The following is a 24,653-nucleotide window of genomic DNA, read 5'->3' on the forward strand; positions in this document are numbered from 1 at the left end:
CGCTAGTTTCTTTCTATTCTTTATTCAAAGAAATACCCTAAAAGCTTTTTAAATTTTCCTTTTTCGTTAGGGTCTTTAATTTTTTTAGGCTGTGCTGCCACTTTTTCTTCTTGACGAATTGGGCGCATCTCATGACTTTCAGTATGAGGAACCGCTGTATTTCCGAAAGAAACTCCTAAGTGTCGTGCTTTTTGACACGTATGTGTTATTAAACCAACAGCTGTTGTATATTGAGGTTCTCTTACACCAATATAGTTTGGTTCTGCTGTTCTCACTCGATTTTGGAATACATATTGAGCTAAATCAAGTACACCAGGCATCTTAACACTTCCACCTGTCAATACAAATCCACCTGGAATATCATGAAAACCTTGTTTTTTCAATTGATCAATAATTAAATCAAAAATTTCTGTTAATCGTGCTTCAATAATTTCTGCTAGCATTAACTGATTACATGGTTGTTTTTGATCACTACCAATAATCGGCACATCGAAAATCTCGTCCTCTGAAGCATCATCGAAAAAAGCATGTCCATATTTTACTTTTAATTTCTCTGCATCTTCCATGGTTGTACGAAGGACAATAGATAAATCTTTTGTAATGGTTTCTCCACCAATTGGAATAACAATAGACGAGATTAATGAACCACCTTCGAATACAGCAACTGTTGTAGAGCCACCACCAATATCAACTAATGCTACACCCAGTTCCTTTTCGTCTTTCGAAAGAACAAGCGACCCACCTGCTAATGGCTGTAATGCTATTTCAACAATTTCCAATCCTGCCCTTTCAACGCAACGAAGTGTGTTATGTAGCAGTGTTTTTAACCCTGTAATAAGAATCCCTTTCATTTCAAGGCGTACACCTATCATGCCTCTTGGATCATTAATTTCATCCAATTCATCGACCTTGTAATGAAGCGGAATAATATCTATTACTTCACGATCAGAAGGAATCGTCATTACCTCTGCAGCTTCTCTAACTCTATGTACATCACTCTGTGTGATTTCTTTATTATTACTAGCAACAGCTACAACTCCATGACATGGGTGAAGTAAGACGTGATTCCCACTAATACCTACTACAACTTTTTTAATTTCCATACCGACCATACGTTCAGCCTCATCAACCGCTTTTCTAATAGAATGAACGGTTTCATCAATATCGACAATAGCTCCTTTACGTAATCCTGCCGATTTAACGTTACCAACACCTAGTATGTTTAAAGTGTCATGAACCATTTCTCCAATGATTACTTTTACACTGGATGTACCGATGTCAAGACTAACATATATTTCGTTGTTGCTCATTCCATGGCACCTCCTTAACCAAAAATTATATAAGAAAACAATATACTAATAATCTTTTAAACTAACTAATAATAAAATAGTATCAATGTTAGCAAAACACTATTATGTATCATTTCGTCAAAGGTTTTTTAATTCCTTTTACAACATTAAAATTATTTGATAATATACATACTTATTTATCGGATTATGCGCTTTTCTTTGAAGAAAAATTGGAAAGTAATATGCATTAAAAGTTTAACAATGTTCTGCAACAGCCATATAGCTTGTGCAAAGACTGTTACTAATTATTAGTCTACACCAAGTTTTACTCATAGAAAAGATAAACTTGCCGCTAAAACAGGATTGGAAAAAAAAAATGTCAAAAATGCTAAATAATCATAATCATTACATCCTAACATCGTGGATAAGCATAATACAAAACACCATATTATACCAAACGATTCCGTAATTCTATATGAATCAAGCATTTTTAACATCTTCAAAATCTTGTATTTAGCATTGATTTTTATTGCTGTTTTTTCTCATCTTTTTTATCAGACTGCTCGGAGGCATTTGAATTAAAAGGTCTGAAAAAAGTTGCCACCTCTAAATCAATGACTCCCTTTTGTTTTGGATCAAGTTGACTGATAATCGACGGATAATGTACAAGTTTTTCTGCTAAAGTTCTTGATGTCGCACTTACCTCATAGCCATCATTCATATAAATTCTTACATGATAAGAATCCATTTTCGTTGGCTCATGATGAATTTCAGAAATAGCATTATTTATCTCTGCTGGTAGCTCTTCTAAAGCTCCTATGATCGATTGGAGTTCATCACCTTCACTGTAATTAATTAGCACTGGTGCAAGAACTGGAATCTCCCCTTTTTCTAATGGTTCTAATAATGTTCCACTCGATACGATAGGATAGTAATTCGAATCTTTCATCAAATAGCCAATACGGTGATATTCTTCAATTTGAATATGAACGGAATTTGGTAACTTTATTGAAACTGTCGCTTTCTTAACTTCAGGTAAATCTTCAATTTGCTTTTTAACAGCTTCTTTATCTAATTTCCAAATACTCGTTTGGTTAGAAACTCCGCTTACTGACACTATTGTTTCTTCAGGTAAATAGCGATTTCCAGATACATCCACTTCGCCAACATTGCTTAAAGGTGAAAGAAAATAAAGCACAAGAATAAGTAATAAGAAGAAAAAGGATAATAGAATAATTGCTCTTCTATTCGCTTTCTTTTTTCTTCTTTGTTTTAATTTTGGAATTCGATCTTCTAAAGATACAATATTTCCTTTCTCCACTTACATCACCTCTTGTGTCAGTAACACAATTTTTTCTGTATATCTACATTTCAACTTTTTTAATTACCCTATTTTCAAATATGTAAACGTATTAAACCTATCCAACGCTTACACTTATTTTTTACTTAGCTTTTACGATGTCTACCATCAAACGATACAATTTAGAACTTGCATCCGGAATGCCCAATCCTTTAGCAGCTTTCTTCATATCCGCCAGTTGCTGTTTTGATAAAAGAATTTGATCCATCGTTGATACTAATTTATTTCCTGTTAAATCTTTTTCAAGAATCATAATGGCTGCTCCTTGTTTTACAAGAGAGTCCGCATTTTTTTCTTGATGATTATTCGTTACATAAGGACTTGGTATTAATATACTTGGAACACCTAGAGCTGTTAATTCTGCCAAAGTGGTCGCACCAGAACGAGCTACAACTAAATCAACTCCCGCTAATACTTCTGGCATATTATGAATGAAAGGTTTAACAACAACATTGTTAGGGTTTCCAATCAAATTCATTTCTTCGGCTACTTTATCATAGTGAACATCACCTGTAACATACAATAATTGATATGGTTTTTCTTCAATTAATGACATGCTTTTTAGTACCGCTTCATTGATTGGGCGTGCTCCTCGACTTCCTCCTACTACTAAAACAGTAGATTTATTTGGATCGAGTCCAACAGTTTCTAATCCCTTCTTGCCAGAATATGATACAACCTCTGAGGCTCTTGGATTACCAGTCAATACTGTCTTCGTATTAGGAAAAAAAGATTTAGCTTCTTCAAAGCAAACAGCAATCTTATTTGCATATCGGCTTAAAAATTTATTTGTTAAACCAGGTACACTATTTTGTTCATGAATGATAGTCGGAATACCTAATTTAGCTGCCGCATAAACAACGGGACCACAAACATAACCACCCGTCCCAATGACAATATCAGCATCAAAATCCTTCAGTATTTTTTTACTATCTGATACGCCTTTTAAAAAACGAAATACGGTTTTAACGTTTTCAAAAGATATTTTTCGTTTGAATCCTGTAATATATATCGACTTAAATGGAATATTTTCTCTTGGTACAAGCTTACTTTCTAATCCTTTTTCTGTTCCAATGTATAAAAAAGAACAGTCCTTGTGAGTTTTTTGGATTTCTCTAATTAAAGCGAGCGCTGGATAGATATGCCCTCCTGTTCCACCACCACTTACTACGATTTTCATAAATTCACCTCATACATATTTTCATAACCTATACACCATTTTACTATATAATAGAATCCTTTAGAAGGAATCAATAAAATAGAAATAAACTTAATTTCTCTAGGTTAACGTTTTGTATTGTAGCACTTTTTTTAGAAAAAGTATCCTTTTTCAGTAATTTAAATTTAAGCTCCATTAAATGTCTCTGTTATTTTTTAATTAATAAATGATTCTTTGCCAAGCATCAAACATCCTTTTATGAATGGAAAATCTCAAGTGACTTTTTCAAGACTAACATGTAAAAAGGTGCCAAACAATGGTTTAACATTTGTTTGGCACCTTTTCTTTAACAAAACCTTTATCGGATACTTTACTGCTCTTAAAAGAGAGTATTCTTAGTACCCTTGCTACCCCTTTATGCTTTACTAGTATCGTGAATATCTACTAATATTTAATAGTACTCCAATAGCGAGGAGCATCAAGGTCAACGAAGATCCACCATAGCTTAAAAATGGTAAAGTAATACCTGTAACAGGTATTAAACCTGTTACAACACCAATATTAATCATAACTTGAATGGCTACCATGCTGATAATTCCAACTGCTAAAAAGCTTCCGTATAGATCTGGAGCACCAATTGCAATTCGTATTCCACGCCATAATAGCAATGAAAATAATAATATCACAAAGCTTCCACCAATAAACCCCAGTTCTTCTGATAAGATAGCAAATATAAAATCAGTTTGAGGCTCTGGTAGATAAAAAAATTTTTGACGACTTTGTCCCAGACCTAATCCAAATAATCCCCCTGGTCCTATGGCAAGAAGTGATTGTATCATTTGAAAACCACTACCTAGAGGATCTTCCCAAGGATCTAAAAAGGAGGTTATACGCTTTATTCTATAAGGTGCTGATGCTATTAACGCAACAAATCCACCAACGCCTAATAACACTAACCATACAAAGTGCCTAATCCTTGCTCCAGCAACAAATATCATGACTACGCATGTACCAACCATAACTGTTCCCGTCCCTAAATCTGGCTGAAGCATAATCATTCCAAAGGCAAAAAAGACAATTCCTAAAGACGGCATTAATCCTTTTTTCAACGTTGTTATATATTTTTGCTTCTCAGATAAGAACTTAGCAAGGAAAGCAATCATTGCTAATTTTGTAAATTCAGATGGTTGAATAGAAAATGCTCCAACTCCTATCCAGCTTCGAGATCCATTGCGTTCCATCCCGATCCCTGGTATTAGAACAATGATTAATAATATAAAACAAAAAATGATAAAAACCTTTGACCATGTTCTCCATGTCCAATAATCAATATTCATAATAAAAAACATGGCAACTACTCCAACACCAGCAAATAGGAATTGACGCTTAGCAAAAAAGAAAGAATCACCATCAAACTTATATGCTGCCCATATGGCGCTTGCACTATAAACCATAATTAAACCAATTGATAGCAGGGCTAGTGTTATAATGATCAATACGATATCCGGTTGGCCTTTTTTTGTGTGCACAGTTCTACACCTCTGATGGAAAGATTAGAGCCTATACTCTTACTAAAAAAAGGCTTACATCAAGAATGAACATACAAAAAATATCAGTTTCACTATTTTTCGTATGTCACTTCACTCTCGTTGTAAAACCTTCTAGTAGTAAAATAAAACGTATGTACTGCATGTAAAAAGACCATTTTAATATTATCTACGATCTTTTTACACTAGTTTTTATCATTTTGAACAAGCTCTTATTTTAGCTTATGCACAGCCTCAACAAAAATGCTTCCTCTTACCTCAAAAGTTTTAAATTGATCCCAGCTAGCACATGCTGGGGATAAAAGAATGCAATCTCCTTCTGCTGACAACTCATAAGCAACTGGCACAGCCTCTTTAACAGTATCGACACGTTTAATAGTCGGTATACCTGCTTCCTTAGCCACTCTTTCAATTTTTCCCGCTGTTTGTCCAAATGTAATAACGGCCTTTACATTTTTTAATGCAGGCATTAATTCGTCAAATTCATTACCTCGATCTAAGCCACCAGCTAGTAGAATTGTTGGTTGAGAGAAAGAATTTAATGCCTTTGTAGCCGCTAAAATATTAGTTGCTTTCGAATCATTATAAAACTTTCTACCGTTAACATTTGCTATAAACTGTAAACGATGGGGCACTCCTGGAAAAGTTGTTAACACTTTAAAAAAGGCTTCATTATCCGCACCTTTTAGTTTACATACAGCAACGGTAGCTAAAATATTTTCTAAGTTATGCTCTCCTGGTAAAACAATGTCAGATAAAGCGATAACACGTTCTTCTTTAAATTTAATCCAGCCATCTTCCACATAAGCACCATTTTTCATGATCTTCTTTGTAGAAAAAGGTACAATTGTAGCTTGAGATTGTTTTGCTATTGCTTCAACTTTTTCTTGGTCAGCATTATAAACAAAATAATCTGCACTAGTTTGATTTTTTACGATATTGCTTTTAGCCGCGGCATATGATTCAACATCACCATGATAATCAAGATGTGCTTCATACAAATTAGTAATTAATGCAATTTCAGGTTTAAATGTTTCTATTCCCATTAATTGAAAGGATGAAAGTTCCATAACAATCGTATTCTCTGCTTTAGCCTCCATTGCAACACCAGAAGCAACTGTTCCGATATTTCCTGCAATTAACGATTTCTTTCCAGCAGCTAATAATACTTCATGAATGAGTGTTGTAGTTGTTGTCTTGCCATTCGTACCTGTGATACCGATTATTGATGCTTCACTTATTTGATAAGCAAGCTCAACTTCTGTAATAACAGAAATTCCTCTTTCAATTGCCCCTTTTACTAACGGGTTACTATAAGGAATACCAGGATTTTTCACAATTAGCTGAAATCCTTCATCTAATAGTTCTAAAGGATGCTCTCCACAAATTACAGTTATGCCGTGCTCTAGTAAGCCTTGAGCATCTGGGTTTTCAGAAAATGGCTTTTGGTCATTAACCGTTACAAATGCTCCTAGTTTATGCAAAAGCATTGAAGCACTTACACCACTTTTCGCTAATCCAAGTACAAGAACTTTTTTTCGTAAATATGTTTCAGGCGTCTTCATTTACATCCACACCTCCAAGTAGATTCCGAGAACAGCAAATAATAATCCAACTGTCCAAAAAGTCACAACAACTCTCCACTCAGACCATCCACTTAATTCATAATGATGGTGAAGGGGACTCATTTTAAATACCCTTTTTCCAGTTGTTTTAAAACTAGTGACTTGAATAATAACGGAAAGAGTTTCAATAACAAATACTCCTCCAATAATAACAAGTAATAGTTCTGCACTCGTTAATAACGCTACAGTAGCAAGTGCTCCTCCAAGTGCCAAAGAACCTGTATCTCCCATAAACACCTTCGCTGGATGTGCATTGAAAACGAGGAATCCTAATAATGCTCCTGCAACAGCTACTGAGAATACAGCCACATCATACTGAGCATTATTCCAAGCAAGTACAGCAAACGCACCAAAAGCAATTGCTGCTGTTCCGGAAACTAAACCATCTAACCCATCAGTTAAGTTCACTGCGTTTGAGAAACCTACCTGCCAGAATATAACGATAGCTACATAAAACCAGCCAACGTTTATCGCAATGTCTGTCCCGGGAATCATGATTTCTGGTGAAAAGCCTGATGTATTCTTATAAACGATATAGAAAATAACTGCTATAACAATCTGCCCGATTAATTTTTGTAATGAAGTTAATCCAAGATTTCTTTTCATAACTACTTTTATAAAATCATCTAAAAATCCAAGTAACCCAAAGCCTAATGTTACAAATAATAGTAAAAAGATATTTGTAGACAATTCATCGTATTTCGCTACCATAACAAGAGTAGTTACTGTTATCGATAATAATATGACTAAACCACCCATTGTTGGTGTTCCTGATTTTTTCTGATGAGATTGTGGTCCCTCTTCACGAATACTTTGACCAAACTTTAAGCGTCTTAGAAAAGGAATAAAAACAGGAGATAAAAGTACCGTAATTATAAATCCTGTTAGTATTGTAAAAAATATTGCTTGCTCCATCATTCTTCTTTGACTCCCTTTCCTAGTGCGTAAAACGATTTACTTCATAATGTACTTAGTTTTAGGCTCTGTTAAAATTCATTGGCTCCAATACATTTGATTTCTCTTGCAAGAGTCTCATGAATTGGAGCTCATTTATTTCTTGTTAAGATCCAACAGTGATATATAACAAAGTCTAGTTTTAAAAAGTACTAGAAAGCATTAAAGATTCTTTTTCCATGTACAGATGCCGTAAACATCTTATTCACACTCATTTATATTATTAATTTAGATTGAAAATGTATTTATTTTTTAAAAAATTGTTTGATTGCCTCACTGGCTATTTCTCGATCATCAAAATGATGCTTTACTTTATTCACTTCTTGATAGGTTTCATGACCTTTTCCTGCAATCAATATAACGTCATTTGCTTTTGCATGTTGAACTGCCCAATAAATTGCTTCTTTACGGTCAACGATCGTTTTATGTGCTTGACCATGAACACCAGCTTCCATATCTTCAAGAATCGCTTCTGGTTTCTCTGTACGAGGATTATCAGATGTAAGAATCGGATACGTTGCTAGGTCACAAGCAATTTTCGCCATGATTGGACGTTTTGTTTTATCTCTATCTCCACCACATCCAACTACTACATAGGTATCTCCTTTTGCAAACTCATTTACCGTTCTCATTGCATTCTCTAAACTGTCTGGCGTGTGTGAATAATCCACAATAACAGTAAAGTCTTGTCCAGCATTCACTAACTCAAAACGTCCGGCTACTCCTTGAACTTCTTCAAGAGAGGAAATTATTTGTTCCAACTTAATATTTAGGCAAAGGCCAGTTGATATAGCAGCTAATACATTGTATACACTGAATTTCCCTACTAATTTCAAATGCACCTGCATCGTTTGATTAGTCGTTTCTAATGTGAATGTAGTACCACCAGAAGTAATTTCTATGTTTTTCGCACGAACATCTGCATCATTATCGATTCCATAAGTTACTACATGAGCAGCTGTAGCTTTAATAAAATCACTTGCTGCGTCATCATCATTATTTATAATAGCAAATTTTCTTTTGTTATTATAAAATGAATTTCCTAATTGTGAGAAAAGTAATGTTTTGGCATGTTTGTATGCCTCCATTGTTTTATGAAAATCTAAATGATCTTGAGTTAGATTTGTAAAAACAGCTACATCATAATCGCAGCCATGAACTCTACCTAGTTCTAGAGCATGAGAAGACACTTCCATAACTGCTGAATCCACTCCTACTTCAACCATCTTATGGAAAGTTTTTTGCAACGTAACGGAATCAGGAGTCGTATTTTTTGTTTCTTGAATGGTTTCATCAATTTTTGTATACATTGTGCCAATAAGACCTGTTTTTTGCTTATCATCCCGCAAAATTTTCTCAATCAAATGACTAGTTGTTGTTTTACCATTCGTTCCTGTAATCCCTATTAGCTTTAAATGTTGTGTCGGCTGATTATAAAAATAATTCGCTAAAACAGCCATTGCACGAGTAGTATCTTTCACTATAATAACAGGCACAGGTAAATCTAAAGGCTTTTCTGATACAATAGCAGCCGCACCACTCTTTACAGCAGCCGGAGCAAAATCATGACCGTCTACCGTATATCCCTTTACACAGACAAATAAACTTCCTGGTTTCACTTGTCGATTATCATTTTCTATCGAAGTAATTATTGGATTTTGACTTACATTACCTGAATAAAAAGGCAATGAAGAAAGTAGAGTATGTAATTCCATTCTTTTAATCTCCTCAAGCATTTTTTAAAACATATCTAATCATACCGTAATTATTAAAAGTTTTCCATGTGAATGCAGTTATATATTATAGTACAATCACATTTCTATTACTATAAAAACTTATAAGAAAAACCGATACCGGTCCTTTTTGGTAAAATTGTTTTTATAAGAAATTCATTATCTTAAATGATTTCCATACCATGATATATTTCCATTATCTTTTCTTACATATTTGCACCACAAGGATATCCTTTTTCATCTTAACAAAAGGGTGCTTAAAAAGCTTTGCTTTTCAAACACCCTTTTGGACAAATCAAGAATTTTTATTTAAACAATAATATGACATACTAATCTCCCAAATAGATGCGAATCGTCGAACCTTCTTTAACTTTTACTCCTGCCTCTGGCGCTTGTTTGACAACTTTATTTCCTTTTCCTGCTATATCTAATTTTAACGTTAACAATTGAGTACTCAATTCTTTCTTATTCATGCCGACCAAATTAGGAATTTCAATTAAAACCGGATCTAAATAATTTTTCTCTTTTTCCAAACCATTTTTACGAGGCTTCACATCTAACACTTGAAGTGAGTCCTTCATTATATTTCCTACAATTGGGGCAGCTACAACTCCTCCAAATTGTACAGTTTCCTTCGGATTATCTACTGCGATATAGACAACAATTTGAGGATCATCAGCTGGTGCAAACCCTATAAAAGATACAATATAATTATTTTTAATATAATGGCCATCTTTTACTTTTTGAGCTGTACCTGTTTTACCTCCAACACGGTAAGATTCAATATACGCATTTTTACCGGACCCCTTTGCAACCACCGTTTCTAACGCTTCTCTAACTTGCTTTGACGTTTCTTTCGAGATAACTTGCCTTTTGGCTTGAGGGGTTTTTCTCATTGTAATTTCCCCTGTTTTAGAATCAATTAATTGCTTAGCTATATACGGAGTATAAAGAGTACCTCCATTAACTGCTGCCGATACGGCTGCTACTTGTTGAATTGGTGTTACAGATACACCTTGCCCGAAAGCAGTGGTCGCTTGTTCAACAGGTCCTACTCGTTTCAGATCAAATAATATGCCTTTTCCTTCCCCACTTATGTCTATTCCTGTTTTTTCACCAAAGCCAAATTTTCTTATATAAGAAAATAATTTTTCCTTCCCTAAACGTTCTCCTAATTCAACAAAACCTGGGTTACAAGAGTTCTGAACAACTTCTAGAAACGTTTGAGAGCCATGTCCACCAGCTTTCCAGCAATGCAGGTTAGCTCCCCCTACCTTCACTGATCCAGAATCATAGAATGATTCTGAAGTTAAATTGACTTTCTTTTCTTCTAATGCAGCCGCTAATGTAATAATTTTAAAAGTCGATCCTGGCTCATAAGTACTCCAAACTGGTAAGTTTCGATTATATACTTCTTGAGATACCTCTTGGTACTTAGAAGGATTAAATGTAGGTCTACTTGACATGGCCAGTATTTCACCGTTATTCGGGTTCATTGCTAAACCAATAATGCCATCTGGGTTATATGTCGCCTGAGCGATATCCATTTCCCTCTCCATTATTGTTTGAATCTTATTATCTATTGTTAATTGGAGTTTTTTTCCATCGGTTGGTGGTTTATAATCATCAACCATATTTTCCATACGTTTTCCTTTAGCATCTGCATAAAACTTAACATATCCCTTTTCACCTTTTAGTTCTTTATCATAAGATAGTTCAATCCCCATTAATCCTTGATTATCGATACCTGTGAATCCAAGAACGTGCGACAAATAACTACCAAAAGGATAATAACGAACAGAATCTTCAGCTATATATACTCCTTTTAGCTCTAGAGCTTTTATTTCTTTTGCTTTTTCATGAGAAATTTTTCTTCCTTTACTCAACCTAACACTTGATTGTATTTTGGTAATCTCTTTATATAGTTCCTCTTCGTTCGCATCTAAAGTTGACGCTAGCTTACCCGCCGTTTCTTGTGGATTTTCTATCTGCCTAGGAACGACATACACAGTAGGAGCACTTAAATTAGTAGCTAAAGCCACTCCATTACGATCTACTATTTCTCCCCTCTTCGGTTCAAATGGGATATTCCGGCTCCAAGAATCTTTTGCTTTACCCGTTAACATATTCCCTAGATAAAACTGAACATATCCAAGCCTTAGATCAATAAGTAAAAAGACAGCTAATCCAATAAGAAAAAAGATTAATAATCTTTTGCGTACAGTGACATTTGAGACACGCACTTACAACACCTCCGGTACATGCTACCCTCAATGTATGCTTGTCTATGTCATAATAGAACCAGACTGTTTTTTTAAAAATAAGCTATGTAAAAATTCGTTGGTATTGATAACCCCAATCCCATTGTTTTCTACGGTCATGTATCAAGCTTCCTCGCTAGGAGCTCTAAAGAAGTCTTGCGAATTTTCGACAGTTACTTATATCTCACTAAAAATCTACAATACTGTAAAACAGAATCTATAAATAGAAAAGGATGTCATCAAAATCAAGCTTTTGAGACATCCTTCTCTATAATCATCAAATGAAGTTAATCATAAACCTCTTCTATTTTCTTTTTAACAGGTTGATCAGGTTCCGCTAAATGAACAATGAGGTCTTGATCTTTAGATAAAATCGTACCAATTTTGATATTTTGCTTTTTCACATAACCGTTACCAGTAGTATGTAGATTAAGCTCTTCTAAATCAGCAATTTTCATCACATCTCGTAACGACCAACCGAGTACATTTGGCATTTTAACTTTACCACTTGTTTTTAAGACAATTTTTTCACCTTGAATTAATAGTGTATCTGCTGCTGGTGATTGAGCAGTTATTTCCTTACCATCACCTAGCGTAATGACATCGTAACCTAAGTCTTTTAAGTATTGAGCTGTTTCATCTACAGCTTCTCCTTGATAATCTTTTATTTTAATGGCTTCTTTCTTTTTCGTTTCTGTAGGTTTAATATTCATATAGTTTAAGCTATTTTTCATAACTGGATTAAAGATTTGTGCTAATACTTCAGAAGCCGTTTCATCCTCTGGCAATTCTGGTTGCTGCATAGCCACATACATGATAAGTTCCGGATCTTCTACAGGAGCCATACCAATGAAAGAAAATAAATAATTTTCTCGACCAGTCAAATATCTACCATTAGGGCCTGGAATTTGAGCCGTCCCTGTTTTACCAGCAACTTTGTACCCTTCAATCGCATAATTTTGTCCCGTTCCATGTTCATCTGAAACCACCGTTTCCAAATAACCTCTAACCGTTTTTGCAGTTTCGGCTGAAATAGGCGTCCCTGCTACTGTCGGTTTTGTTTTTTCAACTACCTTGCCACTAGAATCCTTAATTTCATCAATTACATATGGCTTCATCATTTTTCCATCATTCGCAATGGCTGAAAAAGCTTGAATTTGTTGAATTGGAGTAATTACGGACCCTTGTCCAAAAGCAGTTGTCGCTTTCTCAATTTTTCTGCTATAGAGAATTTTCCCCCCTACTTCATTTGGTAAATCAATACCCGTTGGCTTATCAAAACCAAATTTCGTTAAATACTCTCGAAATTTTTCCTCACCAAGCTGTTCCATAGCAATTTTGACAAAAGCAACGTTAGATGATCTTTGTACACCTTGCAGGTATGTTAAAACTTTCCCTGGAGTAATCCCTGTATGGTCACCAATATTACTACCTTGGATATTCATTCTTTGTGAAACATACGTTGCATTTGGATTGAACACACCTTCTTCAACAGCAGCAGCAAGAGTAAACGACTTCATGGTTGATCCAGGTTCGAAATTCTCTTCGATCGCCAAATTTTTCCACATCGTATTTAATCCTTCTTTTGTTGTTGGATTAAAAGAAGGGCGTTGACTCATTGCATACACTTCACCCGTTTTAGGATTCGATACGATAGCAATTAGTTTTTTAGGATTATATTTTTTTTGTACTCTACTTAAAGAATCTTCTAGGAAAGATTGAATCTTTTTATCTAAAGTTAAAGTAACATTGTCTCCGTCTTCCGGCGGTGTTACTTTCTCTTCTTTATTTGGCAATAAGAAGCCCCATCGATCACTTTCATAATTAATCTTTCCATCAGTACCTTTTAAGCGATCATTTAATTTCTTTTCAAGCCCTAGCTTCCCGACCATCGTTACTTTTTTTTCATCTTCATTCCTTTGTTTGTCCGCATATCCAATGACATGAGAGGCAAACATTCCATTTGGATAAAAACGCTTTGTATCTCTAGAAAAATTAATTCCTGGAAGGTTCAATTCTTCTATTTGCTTTTTAACCGTATGTGATATATCTCTTCCGGCAGCACCAAATTCAACCTGAAAGACATTTTCTTTTTGTAACCTTTTTAAAATGTCTTCATAACTCATATCAATATATTTAGACAATTTCCTTGCTGTATCTTCTGGATCGACTACATACTTCGGATGGTCATCATCAACTTTAAACGTTTTATCTAAAATCGCAAAGAGTGTATATGAAGAGGTATCTTCAGCAATAACTTCTCCATTTCGATCTAAAATACTTCCTCTTTTCGACTCTACAGCCTTTTCTTTTAATATTTTTTCCTGTGATTTTGCAGCTAGTACCTGACCATCTACTTGTCCGGTAATCTGAATATATAATATTCGTCCTGCTAACACAAAAAAGAGCAGGGCGAAAAATACAAAAAGCGCCATTGCTCCTTTGTTTATATTCAATCTTTTCATCAATCTTGCACAACCTTAACATTGTTTTCATCTAGAGTTAACCCAAGTTTAGAAGCCTTCTCCCATATCCGCTCATATCTACTTAATTCACTAACTTGTACATTTAAGTCATTATTTACTTTTACTTGTTCAGTAATAGACTTGTCCAATGTTTGGATTTCTTTGTTTAACACATATAAGGAGTATTGATTTGTGATAATCTTTACAGATACCACTGTTAGCAATAAAGCACATACAATGAGCAATATCTTTTCTCCTAACGTGACTTTACCCTTATGAACAACAACGGTTTGAACAGTTGTTTGAGGTTGACGATTTTGTTGGTTTTCAGCTGCTATCTTCTTTGCTAACATACTCAAATTCTTCCCCTCCACATATTCAGTCAAATATTTATTCTGTTCTTAATTCGTAAATAACTGAAACCTCTACTAAAAGTTGCTTATTCATTAATAAAACTATATTCGCTTAATAAAAGCTCTTTATTAGTGTTCCCCTTAGGAATATAGAATCTTTACTGTTTCTCTGCCACTCTTAATTTAGCTGATCGAGCTCGGTTATTTGCATCTAATTCTTCTTTACTAGGTAATATCGGCTTTCTAGTAATAAGTTTTAATTCCGGCTGAAATTCTTTTGGAATAACAGGTAACCCCGGAGGCATAGGAGGTAATTCACTTTTCTTCTTAAAGACACTCTTGCAAATACGATCTTCTAAAGAGTGAAACGTAATAACAGATATTCTTCCTCCTTTATTCAGGAGATCTATGCTTTGAAGTAAAGAATCTTCGAACACCTTTAATTCATCATTTACCGCAATCCGGATGGCTTGAAATACTCGTTTAGCAGGATGTCCACCTGTCCTTCTAGCTGGCGCAGGAATACCTTCTTTAATTAAGTCCACTAACTCATATGTAGTTTCAATCGGCTTGATTTCTCTAGCCGCTTCAATTTTTCTTGCAATTTGTTTAGAAAACTTTTCTTCACCGTATTGGAAAAAAATTTTTACTAAGTCATTGTAAGACCAAGTATTCACCACATCATAAGCCGATAGAGAGGCATCCTGATTCATTCTCATATCTAGTGGTGCATCGTGTTGATAACTGAAACCTCTTTCTGGTGTATCAAGTTGTGGAGATGATACACCCAAATCATAAAGAACACCATCAACTTTATGTACCCCAAGTGCATTTAGCTCTTCTTTAATATTTTTAAAATTGCTTTGAATAAATACAACTTTATCCTTATAAGAAGCAAGCTTTTTTTTAGCATTTTCAATTGCTACAATATCTTGATCAAAAGCATATAGCTTTCCATTGTCTGATAACTGAGATAGCAAATACTCACTATGACCTGCTCCACCTAATGTACAATCTACGTACACACCATCTTCTTTTATATTTAATCCATCTACCGTTTCTTTCAGCAGAACTGTAACGTGTTTAAACAAAACTTCCAACTCCAATCGATCTTCAAATATGCTGTTACTTCTTCTTGTTTGTCCAATGGTGAGACATTTTAAATATCAAATCCAACCATATTTTCAGCAATATCAGCAAAAGAATCCTCTGATTCTGAAAAATATTCTTCCCATTGTTTTTTACTCCAAATCTCTATTCGATTGGATACTCCTAAAATTACGCATTCCTTTTCAAGCTTTGCATAGTTCACTAATGGGGAAGATATATTTATTCTTCCTTGTTTATCAAGTTCACATTCAGAAGCTCCTGAAAAGAAAAAACGTGTAAATGCTCGTGCATCTTTTTTAGTAAGTGGTAGTGTTTTTAGTTTTTCTTCAATTTGTTGCCATTCATCCATGGAGTAACCAAATAAGCATTGATCTAGACCGCGAGTAATTATAAATACCTCACCAAGAGCATCCCTAAACTTCGCAGGAATGATAAGTCGACCTTTATTATCAATGTTATGATGATATTCACCCATGAACATGGTCACTACCCCACTTTCTATTTTAAATTTACCACATCCCCCCACTTTTCTCCACTTAATTTTAGTATTCTTTTTCCAATTCCAAATTCCTTCACACAAATTTCAAGAAGTTTCGCGTCCTTCAGCATCAACATACATTTAATGAATAACATTGTTGTTGCTGCAAGTGATTTTTTAGCGAATATCCACTAAACTTCTCAGCATTTGTTTGAAATTTCACTTACACAAAAAAACTCTTTTCACAAAAAATTGCGAAAAGAGCTTTTTCCTTTTTATTTGTCTTCACCTATAATTTTTACTTCTGTTTCTAAATCCACGTTAAACTTTTCTTTTACTGTTTTTTGAACATGCTTGATTAATTCGATATAATCACTAGCTGTTCCTTGATTCACATTAACCATAAATCCAGCATGCTTTGTAGATACTTGAACTCCACCTATTTGTACACCTTGAAGCTCACTATCTTGAATAAGCTTACCAGCAAAATGACCTGGAGGGCGTTTAAACACGCTTCCACAAGAAGGATATTCTAATGGTTGCTTTGACTCTCGTAAAAATGTGAGCTCATCCATTTTCTTTTTAATTTCTGTAGCATCACCTTTTTCACAAGCAAAGGTAGCTTCAAGAACACAATAATTTTTTTTAGCAAAGGCACTTGAACGATATCCAAAATCAAAATCTGCTTGAGTAAGAGTTAATAATTCCCCTTCCTCATTTAACACAACAGCAGATTGCAATACATCTTTTACTTCTCCACCATATGCACCTGCATTCATGAATAGTGCCCCACCAGTTGTACCTGGAATTCCACAAGCGAACTCTAAGCCAGTAAGACAATATTCTAAAGCCGTTTTTGATACATCAATAATTGTCGAACCACTTTGAGCAATGATTAGGTTATCTTCTACGGTTATGTTGTTTAGTTTAGTAAGAATAATAACAATTCCTCTAATACCGCCATCTTTAATAATTAAGTTCGAACCATTCCCTAAAATGGTAACTGGAATCTTTTGTTCTTTAGCGAATGCCAATGTTTTTTCTACTTCAACATATGAAACAGGGAAAACAAGAATATCCGCATGACCACCCGTTTTCGTAAACGTATACTTTTTCAAAGGTTCATTTGTTTTTACATTCTTTTCAGGTAAAAAGCTTATTAATTCATTATATATGTGTAAATTCTCCACTTGCTATTCCTCTTTTTTATAGATTTCAATTCGTTATATTGATTAAGCTTGTTAACAATACAAAACAAAATTTCCATTCATACTTTTACTATTGTAACAATTTCTTATATGTTGAGACAATTAATTATATAAATTCCCATAAAGTTCATAGAAAACTTTAGCTCTAAAAACATCATATTAGCATACGTATGAACTGAAACACAAAAAAAGAACAAGACTATAAAAGCTCTTGTTCTTTTCAATAGTGTTTTTCTCATACTTTGCTGCTTATGGACAGATTAGTGAATATTAGTTGATTTGATAATGCTCGCTTTCCACAAAGCGGGAGGTGAACATCCTCTCGGCACAAAAGTGCCTGCGGAGAATCTTACCTGTCCCACTGCTTCCTCAGATGGAGTCTCACACCCTTAGTTCCCATCGATCTTTTATGCAGATTTTATTCACTGAACTTATATCTTTTAGAAATCAACTTTTCAAAATGAAAGCTACATCACTACTATTTTGTGAAAATTGTTACTCTCAAAATTTAAAGCCATTAAATCATCAATAAAATGTAGACCATATTTATTTACAAAGTAATAAATATTGATAAGTCTTTCTTGTGGTCCTCCGTTTGGACGTAAGGCGTTTTCAATACGCATGAACGCTTGTAAAGTTTGAGTATGATTTTTCTCGATACTTTGTTGAATTTTTTTATATAAAAACTGTATTTGATTTTCGATAATTTCAGCATTTTTTTTCAGCAGTGGTTCTAAACCACGGTCTACACTAAGTGCTGATTGTGAAAGTAATTGATGGCTTTCCTTAAACTGTTTCTGCATATTTTCATAAAGCAGAATCATTTGTGGATCTTCAACTGTCGCAATAAAACGATTACGTGCTTCGGAAGTTCCAGCCACTAATGCTTCATAGATATCCATATCAACATCTAATAAGTCTTTTTTAATTTTTGGTTCGAGTATGGTAATATTCATTCTCGGCACAATCGGAGGTAATTTCATCTCTAATAATTCAAACGCTTTTTTTAGCTCTGCCCAATAAGCAATCTCCCCAGGCCCAGAGATAAATCCTAACACTGGAAATAAATACTCTTGCATCATTGGTCTTGTCACAACATTATTACTTAATTTCCATGGCTCATTTCGGGCGATATTAAGCAATTCATCTTTCGTAAAATGAATAGATGAATTTTTCCCACAAAATAATTGACGGTTATTATCATATTCTAACAATACTCGTTCTTCATTGTCGTAATAGAATAGGTTCGCATTCTGATTATCCATTGCAATAACCGTATTATAGCCATTTTCCATAATAAATGTTTGCTGTGATCTAACAGCTTCATTAATTTCAGAATGACGCGTAATCAATGTTTCAAAAAACTCACCTTGAAGTCTTCTAAAATTTTGATCCGCTGAATCAATTAAGAGTAATCCATATTTATTAAAAAGCTCATTTATAATGAATGAGAAAAAATCAGTGAAGTTGCTTGAGCGTTTACTATAATCTTTTAACTCATGATATAGTTCTTTTGTATACGCCGTTTCTTCAAAACTTGAAAACACTTCTTCTAACCATTTATCGAAGCTTCCTTCTTCTAGTGGAGTATCTGAAATATTCGCTTTCGTTTGAACTGTACTTCCATATGTCTTTTTCTCAAAATGGCCTTCTTTTTCAACAAATACATGATTTACTTCATCTAAATCATGATCTTCTCCAGCAATCCAAAAAACAGGTATTACTGGTTTATTTAATAATTCCTCTTGTTGCTTAGCAAGTTTAATTATTGAAATGACTTTATGAATGGTATACGTCGGTCCTGTTAATAAGCCCGCCTGCTGTCCTCCAATAACAACTACTGAATCATGCTGTTGCAAACGTTCAAGATTATTTCGTACTTCTGTAGAAATACCAAACTTTCTTATATAATTTTCTATTGCTTGGGCTAGTTTCTCTCTATTAAAAGATTGCTTCATCACATCATTATATCTATGATTGTACATATTTACTTCTTTTAGATCATAATGAAAGTATGTATTCGCATGCGAAAGATCTTTCAAATAATTTGAAGCAAATTTATTGATAGATGGCAATACAATTTCCTTTATTTCCATCACAGGACTTCCTTTCCAGAACATCTCTTACATCTCGTTAAAGTATATCATCACACTATATAAAAACAAAAAAATCAGCCCACACCCTAAATAGAATCGATTAGATGTGAAGCGATTTATTTTAGAATATGTTTAAAACGCTTTTAAATATTCCATAAAACACCAAACCGAAGTAAATAAAAATAAATACTAAGGCATTAAGCCGCCATGCTCCTGTTAAAACCTTCGAAAACACTATCTCTTCTTTATATTTTCTATGTACGATTACGACGGTCATCGAAATCAGTATCATCACTAATAAAATCATCCATAATAATGAGATATTCCATATAGTTTGTATTAAAAAATGCACAGATATAATAAAAAGAAGAGTAGAACTATTCATAGCAAAATTAACTGCTTTTCGATGATTTTTTGTAATCTGTTTTGTCGCAACAAAAATGAGAACATATGCAATAATTGGGATTGTAATTAAGGTAGCAATAATCCACGACAAGACAACATCCATTTACTTCTCCTTCCCTTGAAGCTCCTTCCCTTTGACCATTAAATACAAATTTTCAGAGATCGGGGTATTCAACTGTTTTTTCTTTGCTAAATCAAGTATATATCCTAAAATGGCATCGATCTCTGTCGGACGATTTTCCTCTAAATCTCGAAGCATAGATGATCGATTTTTTGATGTTTTCTTACAAACTTCTTCCACATACAATAAGATTTCCGATTTATTTTCAAACTGTAAAACTTCGGATAGTTCATTGAAATATGTATGAAATAGTTTTTTATAAAACATGTTGTCTAGCAAGGAACCATTCGTTACACCTAAAATAGCAGTTAATGGATTAATAACTGCATTAACAATTAATTTTTCAGACAACATTTTATAATAATCTTCCTCAAATATAACTGGAAACGAAGGAATATCCGCTAAATATTGGATTGAAACAAGATTGCCCATGTATGATGCTACTTTCAACACACCATCCCCAGTATGAACAACTGTGCAAGAATCTTTTTTTAAAGCACCATGCTCTACTATGCCAAGATAAACTTCGTTTCTTTTTGTAAGAGACTCTATATAAGATAAATGTCTCATGCCATTTTGTATAAAAAGCAAGCGACAGTCCACATTCTCTAAACTCGGAATAATCTGATTCAGATGATATTGCTTGACAGCAACAACTATTAAATCTTGTTCTCCTAACGAATCATGAGGAAATACAACCCCAGAGACATCACTCTGGATACAATGATGATTCTTCACAAGTGATAAACCATTATGAGATAAATCTTTCGCTTGCTTTTCAGTCCTTGTATAGATTGTTACAGTATGTTCTTTTGCAAAATAGGAGCTAAGTAACAGGCCAATTGCTCCACCACCAATAACACCAATTTTCATCAAAATCCCTCATTTACTTGTTGTATCGTTATTTTAACAAAAATGCGAATGTTGTGGAATAGAACAATTATGTCCATCGAAATTATTATGATCATCCCGATGACATTAAAGAAGTATTTTCCATCTCCATGGTATATAATAGTATTGAAGTTAAATAGATGAATACTTCAAGATAAGGATGTTGCAACATATAGAGAGCAACTACAAAAAAGTTAGGGGACTTTTTTAAACACGAGCAAAGGGGAGTAAATATGGAGTGCACAGTAAAAAGACTATTAGTTAACTACAAAACGCTTGAAGAATTTAAACAATTTAAGCAATACGGACTTCAAGAACTTTCAATGTTAGAAGATTTAGAAAGCAAAATCATTGAAAATGACAGTAAATCACCTTTTTACGGAATTTATTATGGTGATAAGTTAGTAGCTCGTATGTCATTATACAAGCATAATGAAGATGCAGATCAGTATTTCACACCACCACAAGAATATTTGGAGTTATGGAAGCTTGAGGTTTTAGCACCTTATCAAAAGCAAGGTTTTGGAACAGCATTAGTTAATTATGCAAAATCTTTTAATCTACCGATTAAAACAAATCCAAGAGTTCACTCAGACGACTTTTGGAGTAAGATGGGTTTCTCAGCCGTTTCATACAATATGGAGCGTGATTTGAGCCAAAACCCACTCGTATGGGAGCCAACAATATAATACCTTTCAAGTAATCTCTTTCACTTAACCTCCTAGCGATAATAAGCAGGCAACTTTATAGTTCAATAAACGAACAACAACGGATGATTATTATCCGCAATTGCTCGTTTATTGAACGATTCATTACCTCTTTGACACGTCTCATCTCAACATCTTTCAGGAATTTCAGATAATATTTAATGAATCAATGAATTCATACTTTTATAAAGTAAAAATAAGAAGTGCCATTTAAGCATTTCTTATTTTCGGAGACAAACATTCTTATATTGTAAACAGTATGGTTATTTTTTTACTCTTTCTAAATTCCCGTTTTTATCCATCTGAAATTTCACTTTGGGATTTTTTTTACTTTCTTCAGATATAACCATTTTTCTCGCTTTGTCCATGATTTCTATTAATGCTCGATAATCTTCTTCAATTATTACAAGTTTACTTTCAAATTCTTCCACTTCTTTTTTCAATATTTCGTTTTCTTCTTGTAAGCTGAGAATGTCTTGCTTTACTCTTTCATCCTCAATTCCTTTACTACTCATATCGTTTTCTAATGCAACTAGAAAAGAAATAACATCTTTTAAACTAATACTTTGGGACTTTTCTAAAATTTCTTGTTGGACTTCCTCTACTACATTTGAAATAGATTTACCTTTTAAATGTGACTTTTTACTTTCTTTTCGCTGCTTTTTAGCTAACTCTATTCCAGAATTGTATTGCTTTCGAACATATGAATTCCAACGAAATCCACATGCTGCAGGTGTACGTGATAATCGCTTTCCCACCTCTTCAAAAGCAATTAATTGTGTACTACCTTCCCTAATATGTCTTAATACCAATTCTGCGAGAATTAAATCTTCGTCCTGTGTCCAGGCATCTTGTCTCGATACAGACATCACTCCACCCTCCTTGCAAGCTATACTACATACTATGCACTTACTAGAAAAGATAGAAATGATTCTGTATTATTTTTCACTTCTTTTTGAATCGTTGTTAATTTCTATTTCTTTCGGTTTCTAAATCCATCAACTGCTATATGATGCTCTTCTTTCTCCCACAGTTTCGAACAAGTTACTATTTCTTCATGTATTCTTTCTTTCAAGTCTGTTTCTCGCCATCTACGTAGTAATATTTCCTTATAGGCTTGTAGCGAACCAAGTGGCTTTTTCACGAATTTCTCTAGAAACATACTCAAATCTCCATCTTCATAAATGATTTCTGATACAAATCCATTTTCCTTCGCTTCAAAAGCAGATATAACTTCAGCTGACCATAGCATTTGCAACGCTTGAGATGGTACCATTTTTTCTAATATTAAGGTACCTCCTCCCCATCCAGTTGTAATGGCTAGATTAGCTTGTACGAATCCCATTTTTGCCTGATGATTAGCCACTCTTATATCACAAGCTGCCGCTATTTCGCAGCCACCACCAACCGCAGCTCCATTAATATAAGCAATTGTAGGCTTTGGCAATGTAGCTAGTTCATATAACACTTCACCCATTTTCGATAACATACCATATGCCTCTTGCTCAGTGATTAAATCATGGAACTCAGACAAGTCTCCACCAGAACAGAAAGCTCGTTCTCCAGCTCCTTTAATGACAACCATTTTTATGGCAAAATTATTTTTGGCCTCATCGATTGCTCTATGTAATTCATCAATCATTTGAAAATTTATAGCATTTCTCATATGGGGACGATTAAGCGTTAGCATAAACATCCCATTATCTAGCTTCTCTTTAATAAGAATTTCATTCATTTTTCATTTCCCCCTTAGAAAACCCTACCTAAACTCCACCTACTCATTATACAGAATATTTAAACAATAAAAAACAGTAGTTCCCAACCTTACTTATAAATAGGATCGTTAAAAATTAAGAAATATTATCAAAGAGCATCTAGGTAATTCACAATATTACTGTCATCTTGAACCAGGAGATGCTCAAAATTAGCTTATAAACTCGAGAAATTATAGTAAAAATGACTTTTCCCTATTTACAAGTAAAATATGTAATTATTTTTCCTAAACAATGAAAAAGAGAGGATCCTAAAAGCTATACTTTTAAAATCCTCTCTTTTATTTGAAAGCAATTATTTGCTTACAACTTCTTTACCTTTGTATGTTCCACATTCTTTACATACGCGGTGAGCAAGTTTCATTTCACCACAGTTTGGGCAACTTACCATACCAGGTACCTCAAGTTTAAAATGAGTGCGGCGCTTTCTTTTTACAGTTTTAGACGTTCTTCTAAATGGTACAGCCATTATTCCCACCTCCTTAAAAAATGGTTTAAGAAGAAGGACCGGATAATTCCGTATCTTCTTGTTTCATATTATTATTTGTTGTCGTCGTCAAAGAATTTTGCAAGACCTGCTAAGCGAGGATCAATTTTCTTCTCCTGCTCTTCCTCCGTTACTACAGACCAATCATTACCTGACCTAGGTGCTGCACCTTCTGGATTTGGATCTTCACAAAATACTTGCATCGGTACTTCTAACAATAAATTCTCTCTTATAATCGGTGTTAAGTCAATTACATCACCTTGAACAACAGTAAAATACTCGCTATCTTGGTAATCATAATTATCTTTTAGCAGAAAGGTTTCAGTCGTCTTAACATCAATTGGATATTTCACGTCTACGAGAGTTCTAGCACAAGGCAAGATCAGCTCACCTGTTAGATGGATATGAAATGTAACTTTTGTTGCACTTATATCCGCTCTTCCAGTAACATTGATAAGGGAAACATCACGTATTTGTGAATCAATTTCCTTAATATCTGAAACATCAACTTTTTCATCAAGAACAAGACCTTTATCCCGATACTTCTGAAGTTGAGTTATTGTCCATTTCATTCAAATCACCTCAAGGCAACAAAGGTAATTATAGCTTTCATTGAATTGATTGTCAATATA

The 24,653-nt window shown here is 34.1% G+C and carries 21 protein-coding genes; 1 reads left to right on the forward strand and 20 read right to left on the reverse strand.

Features of this window, described 5'->3' with window-relative positions:
* Positions 1 to 20: 20 nt before the first annotated feature.
* From ftsA to BN349_RS11250, 16 genes are all read right to left on the reverse strand, one after another.
* Positions 21 to 1,310, reverse strand: coding sequence for a cell division protein FtsA (gene ftsA / locus BN349_RS11165; protein WP_019242397.1), 1,290 nt, complete (start codon positions 1,308 to 1,310; stop codon positions 21 to 23).
* Positions 1,311 to 1,815: 505 nt separating this feature from the next.
* Entirely contained in the window at positions 1,816 to 2,610 is a 795-nt protein-coding gene (locus BN349_RS11170) for a cell division protein FtsQ/DivIB (RefSeq protein WP_019242398.1), read from the reverse strand.
* Between the two features lie 121 nt (positions 2,611 to 2,731).
* Entirely contained in the window at positions 2,732 to 3,829 is a 1,098-nt protein-coding gene (murG, locus tag BN349_RS11175) for an undecaprenyldiphospho-muramoylpentapeptide beta-N-acetylglucosaminyltransferase (RefSeq protein WP_019242399.1), read from the reverse strand.
* A 404-nt stretch (positions 3,830 to 4,233) separates the two neighbouring features.
* Positions 4,234 to 5,337 carry a stage V sporulation protein E gene (spoVE, locus tag BN349_RS11180; RefSeq protein WP_019242400.1) on the reverse strand — a complete coding sequence of 368 codons (1,104 nt, stop codon included), beginning with the start codon at positions 5,335 to 5,337 and terminating at the stop codon, positions 4,234 to 4,236.
* 230 nt (positions 5,338 to 5,567) lie between these two features.
* Positions 5,568 to 6,920 carry a UDP-N-acetylmuramoyl-L-alanine--D-glutamate ligase gene (murD, locus tag BN349_RS11185; protein ID WP_019242401.1) on the reverse strand — a complete coding sequence of 451 codons (1,353 nt, stop codon included), beginning with the start codon at positions 6,918 to 6,920 and terminating at the stop codon, positions 5,568 to 5,570.
* Positions 6,921 to 7,898, reverse strand: a complete 978-nt coding sequence (mraY, locus tag BN349_RS11190) for a phospho-N-acetylmuramoyl-pentapeptide-transferase (RefSeq protein WP_019242402.1) — start codon at positions 7,896 to 7,898, stop codon at positions 6,921 to 6,923.
* 281 nt (positions 7,899 to 8,179) lie between these two features.
* A complete protein-coding gene (locus BN349_RS11195) occupies positions 8,180 to 9,649 on the reverse strand; it encodes a UDP-N-acetylmuramoyl-L-alanyl-D-glutamate--2,6-diaminopimelate ligase (RefSeq protein WP_019242403.1) in 1,470 nt (489 codons plus the stop codon).
* Between the two features lie 347 nt (positions 9,650 to 9,996).
* Positions 9,997 to 11,910 (reverse strand): stage V sporulation protein D, encoded by a 1,914-nt coding sequence (locus BN349_RS11200; RefSeq protein ID WP_019242404.1) that lies wholly within the window; start codon positions 11,908 to 11,910, stop codon positions 9,997 to 9,999.
* Positions 11,911 to 12,215: 305 nt separating this feature from the next.
* Complete coding sequence (locus tag BN349_RS11210; RefSeq protein WP_019242406.1) at positions 12,216 to 14,393, reverse strand: penicillin-binding protein; 2,178 nt, start codon at positions 14,391 to 14,393, stop codon at positions 12,216 to 12,218.
* Complete coding sequence (gene ftsL, locus BN349_RS11215) at positions 14,393 to 14,746, reverse strand: cell division protein FtsL (protein ID WP_051024241.1); 354 nt, start codon at positions 14,744 to 14,746, stop codon at positions 14,393 to 14,395. The genes BN349_RS11210 and ftsL overlap by 1 nt, the downstream gene beginning before the upstream one ends.
* A 158-nt stretch (positions 14,747 to 14,904) precedes the next feature.
* Positions 14,905 to 15,837, reverse strand: coding sequence for a 16S rRNA (cytosine(1402)-N(4))-methyltransferase RsmH (gene rsmH / locus BN349_RS11220; RefSeq protein WP_019242408.1), 933 nt, complete (start codon positions 15,835 to 15,837; stop codon positions 14,905 to 14,907).
* 68 nt (positions 15,838 to 15,905) lie between these two features.
* Positions 15,906 to 16,337: a division/cell wall cluster transcriptional repressor MraZ gene (gene mraZ, locus BN349_RS11225; protein ID WP_019242409.1), complete on the reverse strand. Its 432-nt coding sequence runs from the start codon at positions 16,335 to 16,337 to the stop codon at positions 15,906 to 15,908.
* A gap of 272 nt (positions 16,338 to 16,609) precedes the next feature.
* Positions 16,610 to 17,524, reverse strand: coding sequence for a UDP-N-acetylmuramate dehydrogenase (gene murB / locus BN349_RS11235; protein WP_019242411.1), 915 nt, complete (start codon positions 17,522 to 17,524; stop codon positions 16,610 to 16,612).
* A 485-nt stretch (positions 17,525 to 18,009) separates the two neighbouring features.
* Positions 18,010 to 19,638, reverse strand: a complete 1,629-nt coding sequence (gene bshC, locus BN349_RS11240) for a bacillithiol biosynthesis cysteine-adding enzyme BshC (RefSeq protein WP_019242412.1) — start codon at positions 19,636 to 19,638, stop codon at positions 18,010 to 18,012.
* A gap of 121 nt (positions 19,639 to 19,759) precedes the next feature.
* Complete coding sequence (locus tag BN349_RS11245; protein ID WP_019242413.1) at positions 19,760 to 20,146, reverse strand: DUF3397 domain-containing protein; 387 nt, start codon at positions 20,144 to 20,146, stop codon at positions 19,760 to 19,762.
* Positions 20,147 to 21,037, reverse strand: coding sequence for a 2-dehydropantoate 2-reductase (locus tag BN349_RS11250; protein WP_019242414.1), 891 nt, complete (start codon positions 21,035 to 21,037; stop codon positions 20,147 to 20,149).
* A gap of 251 nt (positions 21,038 to 21,288) precedes the next feature.
* Between BN349_RS11250 and BN349_RS11255 the strand changes: the two genes are divergently transcribed.
* A complete protein-coding gene (locus BN349_RS11255) occupies positions 21,289 to 21,744 on the forward strand; it encodes an N-acetyltransferase (RefSeq protein ID WP_019242415.1) in 456 nt (151 codons plus the stop codon).
* A 281-nt stretch (positions 21,745 to 22,025) separates the two neighbouring features.
* Here the strand turns inward: BN349_RS11255 and BN349_RS11260 are convergent, their stop codons facing one another.
* The 4 genes from BN349_RS11260 to BN349_RS11275 form a co-directional block, all read right to left on the reverse strand.
* A complete protein-coding gene (locus tag BN349_RS11260) occupies positions 22,026 to 22,631 on the reverse strand; it encodes an RsfA family transcriptional regulator (RefSeq protein ID WP_019242416.1) in 606 nt (201 codons plus the stop codon).
* 104 nt (positions 22,632 to 22,735) lie between these two features.
* Positions 22,736 to 23,497 carry an enoyl-CoA hydratase/isomerase family protein gene (locus BN349_RS11265; RefSeq protein WP_019242417.1) on the reverse strand — a complete coding sequence of 254 codons (762 nt, stop codon included), beginning with the start codon at positions 23,495 to 23,497 and terminating at the stop codon, positions 22,736 to 22,738.
* A gap of 332 nt (positions 23,498 to 23,829) precedes the next feature.
* Positions 23,830 to 24,003 carry a 50S ribosomal protein L32 gene (gene rpmF / locus BN349_RS11270; RefSeq protein ID WP_019242418.1) on the reverse strand — a complete coding sequence of 58 codons (174 nt, stop codon included), beginning with the start codon at positions 24,001 to 24,003 and terminating at the stop codon, positions 23,830 to 23,832.
* 71 nt (positions 24,004 to 24,074) lie between these two features.
* Positions 24,075 to 24,593, reverse strand: coding sequence for a YceD family protein (locus BN349_RS11275; protein WP_019242419.1), 519 nt, complete (start codon positions 24,591 to 24,593; stop codon positions 24,075 to 24,077).
* Positions 24,594 to 24,653: the final 60 nt, after the last annotated feature.

Source organism: Bacillus sp. AP8 (assembly GCF_000321185.1).
GTDB classification, from domain to species: Bacteria; Bacillota; Bacilli; order Bacillales; family DSM-1321; genus Bacillus_AD; species Bacillus_AD massilioanorexius.

Excerpts from the sequence above, each read along its gene's own strand:
- BN349_RS11260 (WP_019242416.1), bottom strand. The coding sequence starts at position 22,631 with ATGTCTGTATCGAGACAAGATGCCTGGACACAGGACGAAGATTTAATT.
- mraY (WP_019242402.1), bottom strand. The coding sequence starts at position 7,898 with ATGATGGAGCAAGCAATATTTTTTACAATACTAACAGGATTTATAATT.
- bshC (WP_019242412.1), bottom strand. The coding sequence starts at position 19,638 with ATGGAAATAAAGGAAATTGTATTGCCATCTATCAATAAATTTGCTTCA.
- rpmF (WP_019242418.1), bottom strand. The coding sequence starts at position 24,003 with ATGGCTGTACCATTTAGAAGAACGTCTAAAACTGTAAAAAGAAAGCGC.
- BN349_RS11265 (WP_019242417.1), bottom strand. The coding sequence starts at position 23,497 with ATGAATGAAATTCTTATTAAAGAGAAGCTAGATAATGGGATGTTTATG.
- BN349_RS11245 (WP_019242413.1), bottom strand. The coding sequence starts at position 20,146 with ATGGATGTTGTCTTGTCGTGGATTATTGCTACCTTAATTACAATCCCA.
- BN349_RS11210 (WP_019242406.1), bottom strand. The coding sequence starts at position 14,393 with ATGAAAAGATTGAATATAAACAAAGGAGCAATGGCGCTTTTTGTATTT.
- murG (WP_019242399.1), bottom strand. The coding sequence starts at position 3,829 with ATGAAAATCGTAGTAAGTGGTGGTGGAACAGGAGGGCATATCTATCCA.
- murD (WP_019242401.1), bottom strand. The coding sequence starts at position 6,920 with ATGAAGACGCCTGAAACATATTTACGAAAAAAAGTTCTTGTACTTGGA.
- BN349_RS11255 (WP_019242415.1), top strand. The coding sequence starts at position 21,289 with ATGGAGTGCACAGTAAAAAGACTATTAGTTAACTACAAAACGCTTGAA.
- ftsA (WP_019242397.1), bottom strand. The coding sequence starts at position 1,310 with ATGAGCAACAACGAAATATATGTTAGTCTTGACATCGGTACATCCAGT.
- BN349_RS11195 (WP_019242403.1), bottom strand. The coding sequence starts at position 9,649 with ATGGAATTACATACTCTACTTTCTTCATTGCCTTTTTATTCAGGTAAT.
- BN349_RS11275 (WP_019242419.1), bottom strand. The coding sequence starts at position 24,593 with ATGAAATGGACAATAACTCAACTTCAGAAGTATCGGGATAAAGGTCTT.
- mraZ (WP_019242409.1), bottom strand. The coding sequence starts at position 16,337 with ATGTTCATGGGTGAATATCATCATAACATTGATAATAAAGGTCGACTT.
- BN349_RS11250 (WP_019242414.1), bottom strand. The coding sequence starts at position 21,037 with ATGAAAATTGGTGTTATTGGTGGTGGAGCAATTGGCCTGTTACTTAGC.
- ftsL (WP_051024241.1), bottom strand. The coding sequence starts at position 14,746 with ATGTTAGCAAAGAAGATAGCAGCTGAAAACCAACAAAATCGTCAACCT.